Source organism: Pimelobacter simplex, assembly GCF_024662235.1.
Taxonomy (GTDB): domain Bacteria; phylum Actinomycetota; class Actinomycetes; order Propionibacteriales; family Nocardioidaceae; genus Nocardioides.
On record NZ_CP096276.1, the window covers coordinates 4,607,673 to 4,624,740 of the forward strand.

Annotated in this window: 13 protein-coding genes; 2 read left to right on the forward strand and 11 right to left on the reverse strand. The window is 73.7% G+C overall.

What is annotated here, in order from left to right; genetic code table 11:
- Positions 1-97 precede the first annotated feature (97 nt).
- From M0M48_RS22590 to M0M48_RS22640, 11 genes are all read right to left on the reverse strand, one after another.
- Positions 98-733 (reverse strand): response regulator, encoded by a 636-nt coding sequence (locus M0M48_RS22590; RefSeq protein ID WP_257752844.1) that lies wholly within the window; start codon positions 731-733, stop codon positions 98-100.
- Positions 730-1,842, reverse strand: a complete 1,113-nt coding sequence (locus M0M48_RS22595; protein ID WP_257752845.1) for a sensor histidine kinase — start codon at positions 1,840-1,842, stop codon at positions 730-732. The genes M0M48_RS22590 and M0M48_RS22595 overlap by 4 nt, the downstream gene beginning before the upstream one ends.
- 28 nt (positions 1,843-1,870) lie before the next feature.
- Entirely contained in the window at positions 1,871-2,446 is a 576-nt protein-coding gene (locus M0M48_RS22600; protein WP_215812357.1) for a hypothetical protein, read from the reverse strand.
- Positions 2,447-2,487: 41 nt separating this feature from the next.
- Positions 2,488-4,503 (reverse strand): hypothetical protein, encoded by a 2,016-nt coding sequence (locus tag M0M48_RS22605; protein WP_257752846.1) that lies wholly within the window; start codon positions 4,501-4,503, stop codon positions 2,488-2,490.
- Positions 4,500-5,201 (reverse strand): ABC transporter ATP-binding protein, encoded by a 702-nt coding sequence (locus M0M48_RS22610; protein WP_215812355.1) that lies wholly within the window; start codon positions 5,199-5,201, stop codon positions 4,500-4,502. Before M0M48_RS22610 ends, M0M48_RS22605 begins: the two co-directional genes overlap by 4 nt.
- A 95-nt stretch (positions 5,202-5,296) precedes the next feature.
- Positions 5,297-5,848 carry a GNAT family N-acetyltransferase gene (locus M0M48_RS22615; RefSeq protein ID WP_257752847.1) on the reverse strand — a complete coding sequence of 184 codons (552 nt, stop codon included), beginning with the start codon at positions 5,846-5,848 and terminating at the stop codon, positions 5,297-5,299.
- Positions 5,845-7,818 (reverse strand): penicillin acylase family protein, encoded by a 1,974-nt coding sequence (locus M0M48_RS22620; RefSeq protein WP_257752848.1) that lies wholly within the window; start codon positions 7,816-7,818, stop codon positions 5,845-5,847. The genes M0M48_RS22615 and M0M48_RS22620 overlap by 4 nt, the downstream gene beginning before the upstream one ends.
- Positions 7,815-10,082 (reverse strand): GNAT family N-acetyltransferase, encoded by a 2,268-nt coding sequence (locus M0M48_RS22625; RefSeq protein WP_257752849.1) that lies wholly within the window; start codon positions 10,080-10,082, stop codon positions 7,815-7,817. The genes M0M48_RS22620 and M0M48_RS22625 overlap by 4 nt, the downstream gene beginning before the upstream one ends.
- Positions 10,079-11,383, reverse strand: a complete 1,305-nt coding sequence (locus tag M0M48_RS22630; protein ID WP_257752850.1) for a lysine N(6)-hydroxylase/L-ornithine N(5)-oxygenase family protein — start codon at positions 11,381-11,383, stop codon at positions 10,079-10,081. The genes M0M48_RS22625 and M0M48_RS22630 overlap by 4 nt, the downstream gene beginning before the upstream one ends.
- Positions 11,380-12,837: a pyridoxal phosphate-dependent decarboxylase family protein gene (locus tag M0M48_RS22635; RefSeq protein WP_308220336.1), complete on the reverse strand. Its 1,458-nt coding sequence runs from the start codon at positions 12,835-12,837 to the stop codon at positions 11,380-11,382. The genes M0M48_RS22630 and M0M48_RS22635 overlap by 4 nt, the downstream gene beginning before the upstream one ends.
- Positions 12,838-13,251: 414 nt before the next feature.
- Positions 13,252-14,742 (reverse strand): alkaline phosphatase PhoX, encoded by a 1,491-nt coding sequence (locus tag M0M48_RS22640; protein ID WP_215812348.1) that lies wholly within the window; start codon positions 14,740-14,742, stop codon positions 13,252-13,254.
- A 221-nt stretch (positions 14,743-14,963) separates the two neighbouring features.
- Between M0M48_RS22640 and M0M48_RS22645 the strand changes: the two genes are divergently transcribed.
- Together M0M48_RS22645 and M0M48_RS22650 are read left to right on the forward strand one after the other, a co-directional pair.
- Entirely contained in the window at positions 14,964-15,341 is a 378-nt protein-coding gene (locus tag M0M48_RS22645; protein WP_257752851.1) for a DUF485 domain-containing protein, read from the forward strand.
- Positions 15,341-16,969, forward strand: coding sequence for a solute symporter family protein (locus M0M48_RS22650; protein WP_215812347.1), 1,629 nt, complete (start codon positions 15,341-15,343; stop codon positions 16,967-16,969). The genes M0M48_RS22645 and M0M48_RS22650 overlap by 1 nt, the downstream gene beginning before the upstream one ends.
- The last annotated feature ends 99 nt before the right edge of the window (positions 16,970-17,068 follow it).

A 17,068-nucleotide genomic window follows, 5' to 3' on the forward strand; every position in this document is an offset into this window, starting at 1 on the left:
TCCTGCGGTCGAGCGACTGGTCGCCCTCAGCCTGAGGCGGCTCCGTTTCGCCCTGCGGTGCCCGCGGATGTCGTCAGGTCAACTCCTGCTCACGGGCTCACGCGTCCATCAGGCCGGACTCCCACGCCCGCGCCGCGACCTCGACCCGGTTCCGGGCGTCGAGGCGCTGCTGGATGCTCGTCAGGTGGGCCTTCACGGTGCCGAGCGCGATGTGGAGCTCGGCGCAGATCTCGGCGTTGGTGCGCCCCCGCGCCACCAGCCGTACGACGTCCAGCTCACGGGCGCTCAGCTCGGGCAGCGGCCGCCCGGTCCGGTGCGCCGGCCCGCGGGTGCGCTCCAGCAGGGGGACCGTGAGCTCGGGGCTGATCAGCGCGTCACCGGCCGCGGCGGCGCGCACGGCGGCGACCAGGAGCGCGGGGCCGGAGTCCTTGAGCAGGAAGCCGTAGGCGCCCGCGGCGAGCGCCTGGTCGACGTACTCGTCGTGGCCGAAGGTGGTCACCACCACGACGTTGGTCAGCGCACCGACCTGGGCGGCGACGTCGAGCCCGCTGAGCCGCGGCATCCGGATGTCGAGCAGCGCGACGTCGGGCCGCAGCCGCCGGATCGCCTCGACCGCGGCGACGCCGTCGCCGCACTCGGCGACGACCTCGATGTCGTCCTGGGCGCCGAGGATCATCGCGAACCCGGTCCGGACCATCTCCTGGTCGTCGGCCAGCACCACCGTGATCGTCATGGGCCCTCCCGGGGCAGGATGAGCTCGGTCTCCCAGGCGCCACCGGGCGCTGCTCCGGCGCGCAGCGAGCCGCCGAGCAGCTCGGCGCGGTGCCGGACCCGGGCCAGGCCGGAGCCGTTGCCGGCGCCGACCCCACCGGCGGCGACACCGTCGTTGCGCACCAGCAGACGGATCCCGTCGGGATCCGCGGTCCGGTCGAGCCGGACCAGGACGACGGTGGGCCGAGCGTGCCGGTGCACGTTGGTCAGGCTCTCGGTCAGGGCCCGCTGCAGCACCGCACCGGCGGCTCCGGGAGCCTCGGCGGAGCCGGGCAGGTCGATCTCGATGTCGACCCGGGCGTCGGTGGTCGTCGCGAACCGCTCGGCCACGTCGTGGAGCGCGGCCAGACCGGCGCCGGGGGCCGAGGCGGGTGCCTCGCCGGACTGAGCAACCAGTGCCCGGATCTCGCCGAGCGCCTCGTGCGCGGAGCGCTCGATCCGGGCCAGCGCCTCGGCGGACCGGGGATCGGTCGAGACCGCGCCCGCGGCCTGGGCGAGCACCACGATGCCGGTCACCTCGTGGGCGACGAGGTCGTGCAGGTCGGCGGCCATCCGGGCCCGCTCCTGGGTCCGCATCAGCTCCGCGGCGGCGGCGACCCCTTCTTCCTGGGTGCGCACCAGGGCGCCGATGGCGAGGCTGACGGTGCAGGCGGTGAGGCTCGCGAGCATGAGCAGCGGGCCGATGCCCTCGTACCAGAGGCCCACGGGCTGCCCGACCGCGAGGAGGACGGTCAGCCCCACCAGCAGCCGGTCGGCCGGGCCGCGCTGGCGCCAAGCACCGACGCCGGTGAGGAGGACCAGGCCCCAGGTGAGCGTGGCGCTCCACATGCCGTCGAGGGCGAGCACGGTGCCGAGGGCGGCGGCGAGGACCAGCCCGGCGGCGTACCAGCCGCGGGCGAGGGGGCGGCGCTGCGGACGGCCGACCCAGGCGCCGATGGTGAGCTCGGCATCGACGTGGAACGCCGTGCCGAGCACCATCGCGAGCAGCACCAAAGGGTTCGCCCACGCGACGAGGTCGAGGAGCAGCACCAGCGGCAGCGGAACCACCACCAGCCGGCGCAGCCTCGTCATGTCCGTCACCCTACTGAGCGGGGCCGGCTCAGCCGGCCATCCGGACGTCGCGGCTGATCAGCTCGACGAGGACGCCCTTGGGCACGGCCGTGGCCTCGCCGACGAGGCTCTGGCCCGGCAGGGACGGCGCGGTGACGGTGCCGAGGTCGGGGCCGCCCTGGGTCGTGACGGTGACCTTGCCGCCGGAGAAGCGGGCGTGGAACGCCAGCTCCTTGCCGTCGACCGTCGCCCGCGAGCTGTAGGAGCCGTCGGGGTTCTCGATCGGCTTGCCCGCGCCCGGGTAGGGCAGGGTGAGGAACACCCGGACCCGGCCGGCCCGGTCCTTGTTCAGGTCGAGGTTCTGCACGAGCAGCTGGGCGGACGCGCCCTGCTCGGCGGTGTCGATGTCGACGTACGCCGTGGAGACCTCGTCGTTGTTGCGCGAGACGACGTACGGCCGGCCGCGCAGGTTGACGTGGGTGACGTCGGCGCCGGGCAGCGCCTTCTCGACGCGCTCGGTGAGGTCGTTGGTCAGGGAGCGGGCACTGGCCTGCTCGGCGACGGCGACACCTCCGACGAGGACGACCGGGACGGCGAGGCTGGCGATGATGGGCATGATGCGCATGGTTCTTCCTTCTCTGGTTGGGTTTCTTGCTTCGTGGGGGTTCAGGAACGGGCGACGGCGAGCAGCAGCGGACGGCTGCAGCGCACGGCCAGCAGGACGCCGGCCAGGCCGATCGCGGCGGTGAGGGCGAGCATCCCGACGCCGGAGGCGGAGACCCCGCCGCCCTGGAGGGTGAGCGGTGCGGCGGCGAAGATGCCGGCGCCGGTCGCGAGGGCGGTGCCCACCACGACGGGGACCAGGCTCTCCAGGGTCCGGGCCCGGTCGAGCACGGTGACCGGGACGCCGGCGTGCCAGAGCCGGCGGTAGGTCTCGCGCCGGTCGAGCGTGGTGGCGGCGACCGTGATCGCGGTGGCCGACGCGGCGACGAGGAACGAGGTGAGCAGCACGACGAGGGCGGCCACGGCGAAGTCCTCGGGGAACTGCGCGTCCCGGCTGGCGACGTCCGCGCCGCTCGCGGCGGGAGCCCCCGGGAACGCGGCGGCCAGCGCGCCCCGGGCCTGGTCGGCCGCGGCGGGCGCCGTGGGCAGCCGCACCTGGAGCGTGGTCGTCTCGGTCCCGGCGGCCGAGACCGCCCAGAGGACGTCGGGGTCCCCGACCCGGACGGGCAGGTCGAGACCGGCGGTGCGCAGGGCGTCCTCGGCACGATCGGCAGCGGCCCGGGCGCCGTCCGCCGGGACGACGACCTCGTAGGTACGGGCCGTTCCGGTCCCGAGGTCGCCCGCACCGGCGACCTGGAACAGCGCCAGGAAGCCCGCGACGAAGGCCGCCAGCACCACACCGGACACCACCCGCCAGACCGCACGGGGGTCGTCGAGCACCCGGCGGGCGGCGAGCAGCAGGCCCGGTCCGCGACCGCGGGAGAGGACCAGCATGATCCGGCCGAGCAGCGTCACGACGAGCGGACCGATCACGTTGAGGACGCCGAACAGGCCGGCGAACACGATCATGACCAGCACCAGGCTCGCACCGTCGCTGCGGGCGACCTGGCTGAAGCCGACGACCACCAGCGCGGCGACGGCGACCCGCCACCAGCCGGGGCTGCGCGGCGTGTGGGCCTGGACGACGGCGAGCGGGTTGCGCAGCGCGGCGCGCAGCGTCGGGGCGGCGCTGGCGGTCAGCAGCAGGCCGGCGCCGGCGACGAGGCCCAGCCAGGCGAGCGCGTCGAGCCGCAGGTCGCCGGTGCGGAACCGGCCCCCGCCGACACTCACCCGGGCGACGAGCGGGGTCAGCGCGAACGTGACGAGCCAGGCCGCGGCGGCACCGGCGACAACGACGAGCCCGACCTCCAGGGCGAGGCAGCGTCGCAGCAGACCCGCCGGGGCGCCGGCCAGGCGCAGGGCGGCGAAGCGCTCCGAGCGGCGTCGGGCGCCGAGGCGTACGGCGGCACCGCCCAGCGTGAGCACGGGCACCACGAGCAGGACGGCCGCGATCCAGCCGAGGGCGACGTACTGGGTGCCCTCGGACTCCTCACCGGACGCCGTCCCCGCGAACCCGTCGATCCGGGTCGGAGCGACGAGCGTGCCGTGGGCGACAGGGTCCTGCCAGGTGGGGGTGTCGCGCAGCGTGCGCACCGGGACACCGACGACGGCGACGAGCTGGTCCGGTCCGGCGACGACGTCGTCGCCCAGCGTGGCGGCCCCGGAGTCCTTGCCGCCGAGGGCAGCGGCCTGGGCCGGACGGTCGGCGAGCAGCGCCCGGAGCGCCGGCGACCACGCGGCCTGTCCCGGCGCGGGGAACGCCCGCATGCCCGGCGGCACCGGCAGGTCCGCGGCGTCCGCACCGGGCAGCGCGGCGAGCCGGACCACCTGGACCGGGCGGCCGTCGACGTACGTGGTGCTGAGGGACTGCACCGCGGTCGCGGAGTCCGCGGCGGCGGCCGCGGGCCGGGTCCAGTCGGCACGGTGGTCACGCTCGGAAAGTCCTTGGATCGCGCCCAGCGTCAGCGCGACGACGGTCAGCGCCAGGGCGACGGCGAGCACCGACAGGGCGAGCGTCTGCCGGTCCCGGCGGCCGCCGCCGAGCAGCAGCCGGCGGCTGAGGTCCAGCGCGGGGCTCATCGGACGGCTCCGTCACGGAGCGTCACGACGCGGTCGCAGCGGGCGGCGATCTCGGGGTCGTGGGTGACCACGACGAGCGTGACGCCGGTGGCGCGCTGCGCGTCGAGCAGCAGCCCCATCACCTGCTCCCCCGTACGACGGTCCAGCGCCCCGGTCGGCTCGTCCGCGAACAGCACGGTCGGCCGCGGCACCAGCGCGCGAGCGATGGCCACCCGCTGCTGCTGGCCGCCGGAGAGCTCACCAGGCCGCCGCTCCTGCAGGCCGTCGAGACCGAGCGGCGCGAACATCGCAGCCGCCGCGGCCTGCGCCTCGCGGGCAGGACGCCCCTCGAGGAGCAGCGGCAGCGCGACGTTCTCGACCGCGGTCAGCTCGGCGAGCAGCTGCCCGGACTGGAACACCATCCCGAACGTGCCCCGCCGCAGCCGGGCCCGCTCCTCCGCGCCCGCCTTGGCGACCGCGACCGGGGCACTGCCCGCAGCGGCGAGGACGACCTCGCCCGCGTCCGGCACCGCGATCCCGGACAGGACGTGCAGCAGCGTCGTCTTGCCCGACCCGGACGGACCGGTCAACGCGACCGACTCCCCCGACGCGGCGGCGAAGTCGACGCCGCGCAGCACCTGCTGGTCGCCGTACGAACGAACGATGCCGCGGGCCCACAGGGCGGCCGGCGGACGGGGCGTGATCTCCTCGAAGCTCATGCCGACGACGTTAGGAACGCCGGCAGGTGCGGCCCATCGGCCGTTGGTCCACGCTCTGGTGGGGGTCCTCGGCCGTTCGGCCTAGGGGGTGTCTCCTAGGTCGTGGCGGTGCGGAGCCCCCGGGCGAGGTCGAGCGCCCGCTCCCGGTCGAGGAAGAAGAACTGCGCGGGCTTCTCCGAGATGCTCGTCCGCAGGTCCACGAGCGGCCCCCGCTCCGCGCCGAGCCGCTCCATGAGCCCGACGGAGGCGGTGTTGCGGGCGTCGGGCTCGAAGACGATCCGGCGGCAGCCGGGCAGGTGCGCGACGAAGTCCATGCCGGCCGCGAGCACCTCGGGCGTGCGGCCTGCCCGGTGGTGGTCGTCGGCGAGGAGCAGGTGGACGCCGACGTCGCCGGGGCGGCGCTCGTACCACTCGCCGATCTCGTCGACCGCCGGGTCGTAGGTCTGGAGCAGGCCGACGGGGTGGTCGTCGAGCACGAGCAGGTACGCCGCGAGGTGCGGCTGCTCGGCGATGTAGGTGTAGACGTGCGCCACGTCCTCGACCGCGTGGTCGGCCATGCCCCAGAACGCGGCCCGTGGGGCGCTCACCCAGGCGTGCAGCAGCGCCGCGTCCTCGGCCGGTACGACGGGGCGGATCGTGACGGTCACAGGGGCTCCTTGATCGGGACGGTCCCGCCGGCGGCCCAGACCGCCTGCTGGTCGTGGTGGTACGGCGACGCGGGGTCGCCGGAGGCGCCGAGCGGCACCACCCAGCGGCTCTCGCCGGCCAGGTCCCAGACGTAGCGGGCGACGGGGCCGTGCACGCACGCACCGGTGCCGCCGAGGGCGCGGGCGGCGAAGACGCAGTCGTCGTCACCGGGGACGGCGACCGAGGGGATCGGCTCGGGCGCGGGGAGGCCGAACTGCTGGTGGGGTGTGAGCGGCACGATGACGTGCTCGATGCCCCATGCCGTCGGGGGTTCGGGCCGCGTGGCGACCTGGTCGAGAGCGACCGCGACGACCTGGAGGACGTCGATGCCGAACGGCTTGTCCGTGGCCAGGATCGCCGGCAGGCACAGGCGGAGCCGGCCGCGCAGGTCGAACCACGGCGCGAACAGGTCGCCGTAGGGGGAGCCGTCGACACCGCGCAGCAGCGGCGCGTCGTGCAGGCCTTCGACGACGGCGGCACGCACCGCGGCGAAGAGGGCGGCGTCGACGCTGTCGGTGGCCATCGACCGGTCCCAGGCGAGCAGCCGGTCGCGCAGCGCGGCCGCGGGGCCGGTGAGGTCGACGAGCGTGGCGACGGTGTCGAGCAGCGCCGCACCGGCGTTCTGCCGGACGTCGGCGAGCACCGCGGCGGCGCCCTCGACGTCGATCGGGCCGGCGGCGAGGCGCTCGCGCAGGAGCGCGCGGATGCGGGAGGCCCGGTGCGGTGGGGCGAAGTCGCTGCCGACCCGGGCGAAGTCGGGCGTGGCGCGGTCGTTGGCGGTCACCAGCAGCGGGCCGGTCCGCCGTGGCAGGTCGGTGACCCAGCCGGTCCAGCGTCCGTCGGGCGCGCGCTCGGGGATCCGGCCGGCGACACGGTGCTCGACCGCGCCGTGGACGTCGGCGACGAGCAGGTTGTCGACCGGGCCGACCCAGTGGCCGGTGAAGGCACCGGTCACGTCGGCCGCGGTCCGCGCCCGCAGCAGCGGCAGGATCGCGTCGAGGCCCAGGTCGCCCAGCACGTACGCCGGCGTGCGCAGGCTGAACGTCTCGGCCTCGCCGGGGCCACCGATGACGACAGGTCCGCGCTCGGTGACGAGCACCTCGACCTCGTGGACGTCGTAGGTGCTCTCGCCGGTGCGCACCCGGATCTGCTCGACCCGGCGGCCGACCGGCTCCCACCCGGCGGGACCGCGCGCGATCACCGTGCCGTTGCGGCGCTCCAGCTCCTCGACGGCGATGTCCTCGTCGTCGGCGACGGCGTTGGTGATGCCCCAGGCGACCGCGCCCGCGTGGGCGAAGTGCTGGACGCCGGGGACGCCGGCGAACGTCAGCCCGCGGACGTCGAAGGAGTCGTCGGGGTCGGTGCAGACGAGCCGCACCTGGGCGTAGCAGCCGGGCGCCTCGATCACCCGGTGCGGGTCGCCGGCGAGGATCGGCAGCCCGCTCGCGGTGAGCGTGCCGTCGACGACGAAGGCGTTGCTGCCGCCGGGCAGCCCCTCGGCGCGGAAGAGCTCGACCCACTCGGGTCCGGCGGTCGCGGCGAGGTGACGGCGCCAGAGCTTGCTCGGGAAGCCGGAGAACAGCAGGTGCTGCGCGGCGAAGACCGCGAGCGGCGTCCACGGGTGCCAGCGCCGCTCCAGGACCTCGTTGACGCCCTCGACGTAGGCGTCGACGAACGCACGGCTCTCGGCCGACAGCGCGGCGTACGCGCGCCGGGCGATGTCGGGCAGCAGCGCCCGGCGGGCCAGGACGTCCCACTCGAGCGCGGCCGCGCCGAACACCTCGGCGCACGTCCCCTCGCCGCGGCGGCGCTCGACGTCGAGCTGCCAGGCCCGGTCCTCTGCGGTCGCCCGGCCCTGGGCCCGGGCTACTGCGAGCACGGAATCGCCCACCACGTGGGGGATCCCGTGCTCGTCGCGCGTGATCGTCATGGCGCGACCGCGACCGGGTTGGCGAGCGTGCCGGCGAAGATCAACGACTCCGCCTGATCCGTGAGGTCGACCATCTGAAGAGTGTTGCGCAGCTGGAGCCGGTTGAGGCAGCTGTGCCGGAACTCCGGCCGGAGCAGGTCGTAGCGCGCCGCCGCCTCGGCCAGCTCGGGGTGGTCCGCGGCGTGCTCCTCGATCGTGGCCCGGGCGATCGCCCAGAACTCCGTCTCGAGGAGCATCCCGTCGTCGTCCAGGATCGCGGCGACGAAGCGCAGCACGCCGTCGAAGACGTCGGTGTGCACGGCGAGCGCCTTGACGTCATCCGGGAACGAGCCGCGGATCCGCTCGACCTCGGCCGGCAGCGGCAGGTCGCCCATCACGGCGACCTCCTCGCCGATGTCCTTCATGAACGCGCCGACCGGGACGTGGTCGCGCAGCCGCAGCAGGAGGTTCTCGCCGTGCGGCATGAACGCCAGGTCGTAGGCGTGCAGGCAGTGCACGAGCGGGCGCAGGTAGGCCCGCAGGTAGGCGCGCACCCACGTCGCCGCGTCCACGGGCGAGGCCTTGATCCACGCCGTCACCAGGGCGTCGCCGTCGGCGTCGCGGTGCAGCAGCGCGGCCATGGTGGTGAGCTGCTCCCCCGCGGGCGTGCGCGGGACCGGGCTCTCGCGCCACAGCGCCGCGATCATCTTCCGGTACGGCGACGGCCCGGCCGTGCGGTGGAAGGCATCGCCCGTGTAGCCGATCGCCGCCAGCTCGCGCAGCACCTCGAAGCCGCACCCGCGCAGTTCGTCGTCGGCGTGCACGACCGAGGCGACCCAGTCGTTGATCGCCGGCGTCGCCGCCATGTAGGCGGGCGAGAGCCCCCGCACGAAGCCCATGTTCTGGATCGCGAGCGCGGTCTTCACGTAGTGCCGCTCGGGCCGGCTGCCGTTGAAGAACGTGCGGATCGACTGCTGCGGGTGGTGGTCGTCCTCGCCCTCGCCGAGGTGGACGAGGTCGCGCCGGGCGACATCGGGCGCGAACGTGATCGCCAGCTTGTGCTGCCACTGCCACGGGTGCACGGGCAGGTAGCGGTAGTCGGCCGGGTCCAGGCCGAGCCCGCGCAGCCGCTGCGCGAAGCGGTCGCGGACCGACGGCGCCAGCTCGCCGTCGTACAGGGCGGCCTCGGTGCCGTCGGCCGCGAGCGAGAGCGGCGCCAGCGCGCGCCGGGCGGCGAGCCAGTGCAGCCGCACGGGCTGCCCGGTCTCGGGCGCGTAGGCGCGGTAGTCGTCGAGGGAGAACCCGATCCGCCCGTTGTTGGCGACGAACGCCGGATGTCCCTCGGTCATCGCCGACTCCAGCTCCTGGTAGCCGGCGTCGACCAACCGCGCGACCGGCACCCGCCGGTGGCGCAGCTTCCAGGTGCCCGCGGCCAGCGTGGCGGCGAGCTCCTCGAGATAGGTCGGCAGCAGCTGGTCCGGGATCCCCAGCGTGGGCGCCAGCTCGGCGACGAGCTCCTGGGCGTCCGGGGCGGCGACCGCGCCGTCGCGGTGCCGCTCGATCGACGCGGCATCGACGACCCAGTGGTCGAGCAGGTGCCGCCGCGCCGCGAAGGTGTACGACGACGGGCCGGCCACCACCCGCCAGCGGTCCTCGCCCGGCACCGGTGTCGGCACGACCAGCCGCTCGTGCGCGAACTCCCCCAGCGCCTTGGCGACCAGGTGCCGCTGGGCGCGGTCCATCAACGCGGGCGTCAGATGGTCCGCCCCGGTCGCGGTGGCGAACGCCTCGCGGGTGCAGGCCGAGAGCATGCTGGTCTTGGCCTCCAGCGCGACCTCGCGCAGCTCGACGAAACCGGCCGCGATGTTCTTGGCGCGGATGGCGTCGTTGCGCACGTCGGGCTCGACCACGACCCGGCGCACGGCCGGATCGGCGAAGCAGTGCGCCACCACGGCGGTGAACACCCGCGTGGTGAAGCCTGGCTCGGGCTGCCCGACGGGGGGTGCGACGAGGACGTGCATGCCCAGGTCCCCGTCAGCGATCTCGGGCAGCCCGGCCAGGGGCGAGAAGGCCGGGTCGTAGGTCTCGGCGAGGAACGCCGGGCGCCCGTCGACCCGGCCCAGCCAGGCGTGGTGGTGGGCGTTGGCCGCGATGCCGTCGTACTCCTCGCGGACGTCGTCGCGGCTCGCGCCCTGCATCATCCAGTAGACCGAGCGGGGGTGGGTGACCCACGCGTGGAGCAGGTCGAGGTCGCGCTCGACGTCGACCGGCTCGATCGTGATCACGACACGCTCCGCAGGTGGTCGGGGACGCCGAAGGTCTGCACGGCGATCCGCTTCTCGACCGGGTAGACCTCGCGGCCGAGCATCGCGGCGAGGATGACCGAGTTGCGGTAGGCGCCCATCCCGAGGTCGGGCGCGAGCAGCGAGTGGGTGTGCTCCTCGGCGTTCTGGACGAAGATCTCGCCGCCGCGGACGTCGACCGAGTAGTCCCCGGCGACGTCGTAGCGACCGCGCTCGTCGTACCGGATCCGGTCGCGGACGCCGTCGAGGAAGGCCGGCTGCGTGGGGGCGTAGCCGGTCGCCAGCACCAGGCCGCCCGTGCGCAGGCCGAACCGCTCGCCGGTCTCGGTGTGGAGGAGGTCGAGCTCGCTCCCGCCGCGCCCGGACAGCGGCCGGGCGCCGGTGACCTCGGTGTTGGTGAGCAGCGTCGTGCGTGGGCCGACACCGGTGACCCGCTGCTGGTAGTGCTGGTCGAAGATCGCGTCGACCAGGTCGCCGCTGATCCCCTTGAACAGGTGGCGCTGCTCGCGGGCCAGCCGGTCGCGGGTCTCCAGGGGCAGCGCGCGGTGGTACTCGCCGTACTCGGGCGAGGTCATCTCGAGGGTGAGCTTGGTGTACTCCATCGGGAAGAACCGCGGGCTGCGCGTGAGCCAGACCAGCTCGTATCCGTGCTCGGGCGCCTCGGCCAGCAGGTCGCTGTAGATCTCCGCCGCGCTCTGGCCGCTGCCGACGATCGTGATGGTGTCCTGCTGCTGCAGCGCGGCCTTGTGGGCCAGGTAGTCGGCCGAGTGGGTGACCGTGCTGCCGTGGCGCAGCAGCGGGCGCAGGGGCTCGGGCACGCGCGGCGACGTACCGATGCCGAGGACCAGCCGCCGGGTGCGGAAGACGTCGCCGGTCCCGCTGCGCACGACGTACGCCGACCCGTCGTGCTCGACGGCGGTGACCTGCTCGCCGTAGCGGACGCCGTCGAGGCGGTCGGCCGCCCAGCGGCAGTAGTCGTCGTACTCGCGGCGGAGGGGGTAGAAGCTCTCCCGGATGTAGAACGGGTAGAGATTGCCGGTCTCCTTGAGATAGCTGAGGAACGACCAGCGCGAGGTCGGGTCGGCCATCGTGACGAGATCGGCGAGGAACGGGACCTGGAGCGTCGCGTCGTCCAGGAGCATCCCGGGGTGCCAGTCGAAGCGGTCCCGGGCCTCCAGGAAGACGCCGTCGAGGTCGTCGCTGCCGCGCAGCGGGTCGGCGAGGCAGGCCAGGCCGAGGTTGAACGGGCCCAGGCCGATGCCGACGAAGTCGTGCGTGATCACCGCGCCGCCTCCAGCACCGGCCGGGGCGCGAGCCGGGCGCCGGCCTCGCGGACGAGGTCGAGGATCCCCGTGATGTCCTCGACCGTCGCCATCGGGTTGAGCAGCGTCAGCTTGAGGTGCTGGATGCCGTCGACCTTCGTGGCCGCGACCATCGCCCGGCCCGAGGCGTAGAGCTCCTCGCGGATCGCGTTGTTGAGCACGGCGCTGCGCTGGTCGTCGAGCGCGGCACCGCGCGGGACGTAGCGGAAGACCAGGGTGCTCAGCTCGGGCGCGGCCGCGAACTCGAGGTCGTCCGCGTCGCGGTGGGCGTCGTGCACCGCGGTGGCGAGGTCGATGACCGCGTCGACGTACGCGCCGACGAGGTCGGGGCCCATCGTCCGCAGCGTCACCCAGAGCTTGAGCGCGTCGAAGCGGCGCGTGGTCTGCAGGCTCTTGTCGACCTGGTTGGGGTTGGTCGCCTCGCGCGGGTTGAGGTAGTCGGCGTGCCAGGTCGCTGGGCGCAGCGTCGCCCGGTCGCGCACGATGATCGCGCTCGACGAGACCGGCTGGAAGAACGTCTTGTGGAAGTCGATGGTCACCGAGTCGGCGCGCTCGATCCCCTGGAGCCGCTCGCGTCGCGTCGGCGAGACCAGCAGGCCGCCACCGTAGGCGGCGTCGACGTGGAGCCACGCGTCGTACGCGAGGGCGAGGTCGGCGATGGGCTCGAGCGGGTCGATCGCGCCGAAGTCCGTCGTACCGGCGGTGGCGACGATGGCCATCGGCCGCAGGCCGAGCGCGGTGCAGGCCGCGAGCGAGCGCTCCAGCGCCACCGGGTCGAGCCGGTGCCGCTCGTCGGTCGGCACGCTCACCACCGACTCGTCACCGAGCCCGAGCAGCCGCGCCGACTTCTGCACCGAGAAGTGGCTCTCGGCCGACGCCAGGATCCGCAGCCGCTCGGCCGGGACCCGCTCGTGCCGCCCGCGCGCCAGCAGCAGGCCCTGGAGGTTCGACTGGCTGCCGCCGCTGGTGAACACCCCGTCGGGGTCGCTCCCCTCGCCGTACCCGATGCGCTCGGCGGCCCACTCGACGAGCCGCCGCTCGATGAAGGTCCCCCCGACGCTCTGGTCGAAGGTGTCCATCGAGCTGTTGACCGATGCCACGAACAGCTCGGCCAGCAGCGCCGGCACGACGACCGGGCAGTTGAGGTGCGCGGCGTACGACGGCTCGTGGAACCACACCGCGTCGTCCAGCCACAGCCGCGACATCTCGTCGAGGACCTGGCCGGTATCGGCCAGCGGCCGGTCGAGATCGACCGCCGCGACCCGCGCGGCCGCATCGGCCGGCGTCGCGCCGGTGGCCGGTCCAGCCACCCCCTTGAGGTGGCGCAGCAGGTGGTCGAGACCCTCGCCGAGGGAGGCCGCGTAGTGGTCGGCGTGAGCGGGGTGGAAGACGTGGTGCAACGGGAGCTGGGGCACGACAGGCTCTCCTAGTCCGAGATCAGGTAAGCCTTACCTAAGCAGCATCGCGGGGTGGCTGTCACCCCCGTCCCGGGTGCTGAGCATCACAGGCCGGGCGGGCCGGAAACCCGCGCCAGGATTGGTGAACCTTCGCCGCGGATCAGCGGACGAGCTCGTCCTCCACGACGTCCTCACCGGGGCCCACGACGGCGCTCGCAGGGATGGCGTAGCGCTGGCAGAACGTCTCGGCGTCCAGGCCGAGCAGGGCGGTGCGCAGCTCCAGCAGCCGCTCGGAGATCAGGCGCTCGCCGGTCTCGGGAAGGTCGCGACGACCGTGTCGTCGTCGCGGCGTCGAGCCGGAGGACGAACCAGCGAGCAGCCACCGTGTCCGCGTGCATCGCCCGAGCCTACGGGCCCGCCGAGCGCCTCAGCTCAGCCCAGGTACTTCTCCCACGGCCCGGTGATCGCGAACGTCAGCCCCGGCGTCTGCATGTTCACGAACAGCACCTTGCCGTCGTCGGAGAACGTCGGCCCGGTGAACTCCGAGTCGTTGAGCATGTTGCGCGCGATCGCCTGCGCCGGCCCGTACGGCGCCGCGGACAGCACGTGCGAGGCGCCGTTGCCGTCCTCGGCGAGCACGAGGGTCCCCCACGGGGTGAGCGTGACGTTGTCGGGGCCGTCGAAGGTCAGGTCGTCGTAGCGGGCGGCGGCGCCGGAGGACGCGGTCTTCTGGTGGGGGAAGTAGGCGACGAGCTGGATGGTCTCGGCCTCGTAGTCGTAGAACCAGACCATCCCGTCGTGAGGGACGGCGTCCGCGGGCAGGTCGCCGTCGGAGAAGGCGTAGGAGTTCACGACGTAGCAGCCGCGCTCGTTGCCCCACACGCCCTCGAACTTCTTGCCGCGGGTGACCTCGCCGTCGGCGAGCTGCTTGCGGCAGGACGTCGTCCGCGCGTCGCGGTCGGGGACCTTCTTCCAGCGGACCGGGAAGGGGAGGCCGAGCTGGGCGGAGGTCAGGTAGGCGACGTCGGGGAGGACCGAGCCGTCGGGCATGAGGATCTGCATGGCCTCCAGGACGCCGGCGTCGTCGGCCAGGCGGTCGGCGAGGCCGGCGCCGAGCTTGGTGCCGCGCGGGGCGGTCCAGCGGTAGAACAGGCCGTTGGGGCCGGAGGCGTCCTCGGACAGGAAGATGTGCTTGCCCGCGGCGTCCACGGCGAGCGCCTCGTGGGCGTAGCGGCCGAGCGCCTTGATCGGCTTGGGCAGGGTGCGGCCGTCGTGGAAGACCTCGAAGACGTAGCCGTGGTCCTTGGCGTAGGTGCCGCTCTTGCCGTTGCCGCTCCAGGTCTTGCCGGCGCGGTCCTCGGTCTCCTCGCAGGTCAGCCAGGTGCCCCACGGCGTCGGTCCGCCGGCGCAGTTGGTGGAGGTGCCGGAGATGGCGACGTGCTCGCCGAGGTTGCGGCCGCGGCTGTCGGTCTCGATGACGGTGCAGCCGCCCGCGTCGAGCGCGCCCTCGTCGTACACGGTGCCGCGCAGGTGGGGGACGCCGAGCGGCGAGCCGGCCTTGAGCTCGTGGTTCTGGATGAGCCGGTAGCGGCCGCGGCCGACGGTGAACGCCGCGGTGCCGTCGTGGGCGTTGGGGGTGACGCCGCCGTCCTCGAGGCGGGTCACGCCGGCGCGGGTGATGACCGTGTAGGCGAAGCCGGCGGGCAGCGCGAGCAGCCCGGCCGGGTCGTCGGTCAGCGGCGGGAACGGCGTGACCTCGCGCCGGTGGCGACCGTGGCCGTGACCGGGGCCGGGGCCGTGCCCGTGACCGGGGCCGCGGTGGTCCGCGGCGGACGCGGCGAGGGAGGGCACCGCACCGGTGACGGCCAGGCCGACTCCGGCGGCGGCGCCGCCGGCGAGCATCGAGCGACGGGTTGCAGTCATGACGTCAGGCAAGCCCCCGACGGTGGCGACACCGCGAGCGTGCGTCGTCCCGCAGGTGAACGACGGCCGACCGTTCGTCGCGCCGGACCGACCGCTCGTCGACTGCCCGGCCCCACTCGGCGCGCAGCCGGACCGGACCCCTGCCGGGGTGACCGCGGTCACTCCTAGCGTCGGGAACGCCCGTGACCCCGGTCACACCCGCCCACCCGAGGAGGTACGCCGTGACGTCCGACATCTCGCCCCACGACGTGGCCGCACGCCACGATCCCGTGTACGACGAGCTCCACGCCGCACCGGAGTTCGCCGAGCTGAGGCGGCGCTACCGGGGCTTCGTCTTCCCGGCCACCCTCGCCTTCCTGAGCTGGTACCTGCTCTACGTCGTGCTCTCCAACTGGGGTGGCGGCTTCATGAGCCAGAAGGTCGTCGGCAACATCAACGTGGCGCTGGTGTTCGGCCTGCTGCAGTTCGTGACGACGTTCGCGATCGCCTGGCTCTACAGCCGCTACTCGACGAGCCGGCTCGACCCGCTGGCCCGGACCCTCGACGAGCGGTTCATCGAGCTCGCCGGCAAGCCCTCGGACGGACGGAGCGACCACTGATGAACCACCAGGCACTCACCGCGATCCTCTTCCTCTCGGTCGTCGCACTGACCCTCTTCATCACCATCCGGGCGAGCCGGCAGACCAGCGGCGCGGCGGACTTCTACGCCGGCGGCCGGTCGTTCTCCGGCTTCCAGAACGGTCTCGCGATCGGCGGCGACTACATGTCGGCCGCGTCGTTCCTCGGCATCTCCGGCGCCATCGCGCTGTCCGGGTACGACGGCTTCCTCTACTCGATCGGCTTCCTCGTCGCCTGGCTGGTGGCGCTGCTGCTGGTGGCCGAGATGCTGCGCAACTCGGGCAAGTTCACGATGGCCGACCAGCTGGCGTACCGGATGCGGCAGCGGCCCGTCCGCACCGCCGCGGCGACGTCGACCGTGACCGTGTCGATCTTCTACCTGCTGGCCCAGATGGTCGGCGCGGGCAGCCTCGTCGTGCTCCTGCTGGGCATCGACAAGGACAACACCCTCGCCGTCAGCGCGGTCATCGCCGGCGTCGGCGCGCTGATGATCGTCTACGTCACCGTCGGCGGCATGAAGGGCACCACCTGGGTGCAGATCGTCAAGGCCGTGCTGCTGATGGTCGGCTCCGCGGTGATCGTCGTGCTGGTGCTGGCGAAGTTCGACTTCAACCTCTCCGACCTGCTGGGGGCGGCGTCCTCGGCGTCGGGCAAGGAGGGCTTCCTGGAGCCGGGCCTGAAGTACGGCATCGACACCACCCACAAGCTCGACTTCCTCAGCCTCGGCATCGCGCTCGTGCTCGGTACGGCGGGCCTGCCGCACATCCTGGTGCGCTTCTACACGGTGCCCACCTCGCGGGACGCGCGGAAGTCGGTGCTCTGGGCGATCGGCCTGATCGGCGTCTTCTACCTCTTCACGCTGGTCCTCGGCTTCGGTGCCGCGGCGCTGCTCGACACCGGCAAGGACAGCGAGGTCGCGGCCAGCGGCGGCAACCTCGCCTCGCCGCTGCTCGCCGAGGCCGTCGGCGGCGGTGCCGGGTCGACCGGAGGCGCGATCCTGCTCGCGGTGATCTCGGCGGTCGCCTTCGCGACGATCCTCGCCGTGGTCGCGGGCCTCACCCTGACCTCGTCCACCTCGGTGGCGCACGACATCTACAACTCCGTGCTCCGCAAGGGCAAGGCCACCGAGAAGGAGGAGATCCGGGTGACCCGGTACGCCGCGGCCGGGCTCGGTGTGATCGCGATCCTGCTCGCCATCCCGGCCCGCAACCTCAACATCGCGTTCCTGGTGGCCCTGGCCTTCGCGGTCGCCGCCTCCGCGAACCTGCCGGCGATCGTCTACAACATGTTCTGGCGGCGCTTCAACACCCGCGGTGCCACCTGGAGCATCTACGGCGGTCTGCTCTCCTGCGTGACGCTGGTGTTCTTCTCGCCGGTGGTCTCCGGCAAGCTCAACGCCGACGGCTCGAACGCGGCGCTCTTCCCGGCCGGCGTGGACTTCCACTGGTTCCCGCTGGAGAACCCCGGCCTGGTCTCGATCCCGCTCGGCTTCTTCTTCGGCTGGCTCGGGACGGTGACCTCCAAGGAGCCCGAGGCCGAGGAGCGGTTCACCGAGCTCGAGGTCCGCGCGCTCACCGGGGCCGGCGCCGAGCAGGCCGTCGCGCACTGACCTGGCGGCCGAGACAGCGACCAGGGGCCGGGGCGGGCACGATGCCGTCCCGGCCCCTAATGTGAGCAGGACCACCCGTTCCGAACGTCGAAAGGCACG

Coding starts and splice junctions, on each gene's coding strand:
- M0M48_RS22640 (WP_215812348.1), bottom strand. CDS start 14,742: ATGACTGCAACCCGTCGCTCGATGCTCGCCGGCGGCGCCGCCGCCGGA.
- M0M48_RS22605 (WP_257752846.1), bottom strand. CDS start 4,503: ATGAGCCCCGCGCTGGACCTCAGCCGCCGGCTGCTGCTCGGCGGCGGC.
- M0M48_RS22620 (WP_257752848.1), bottom strand. CDS start 7,818: ATGACGATCACGCGCGACGAGCACGGGATCCCCCACGTGGTGGGCGAT.
- M0M48_RS22650 (WP_215812347.1), top strand. CDS start 15,341: ATGAACCACCAGGCACTCACCGCGATCCTCTTCCTCTCGGTCGTCGCA.
- M0M48_RS22610 (WP_215812355.1), bottom strand. CDS start 5,201: ATGAGCTTCGAGGAGATCACGCCCCGTCCGCCGGCCGCCCTGTGGGCC.
- M0M48_RS22590 (WP_257752844.1), bottom strand. CDS start 733: ATGACGATCACGGTGGTGCTGGCCGACGACCAGGAGATGGTCCGGACC.
- M0M48_RS22595 (WP_257752845.1), bottom strand. CDS start 1,842: ATGACGAGGCTGCGCCGGCTGGTGGTGGTTCCGCTGCCGCTGGTGCTG.
- M0M48_RS22600 (WP_215812357.1), bottom strand. CDS start 2,446: ATGCGCATCATGCCCATCATCGCCAGCCTCGCCGTCCCGGTCGTCCTC.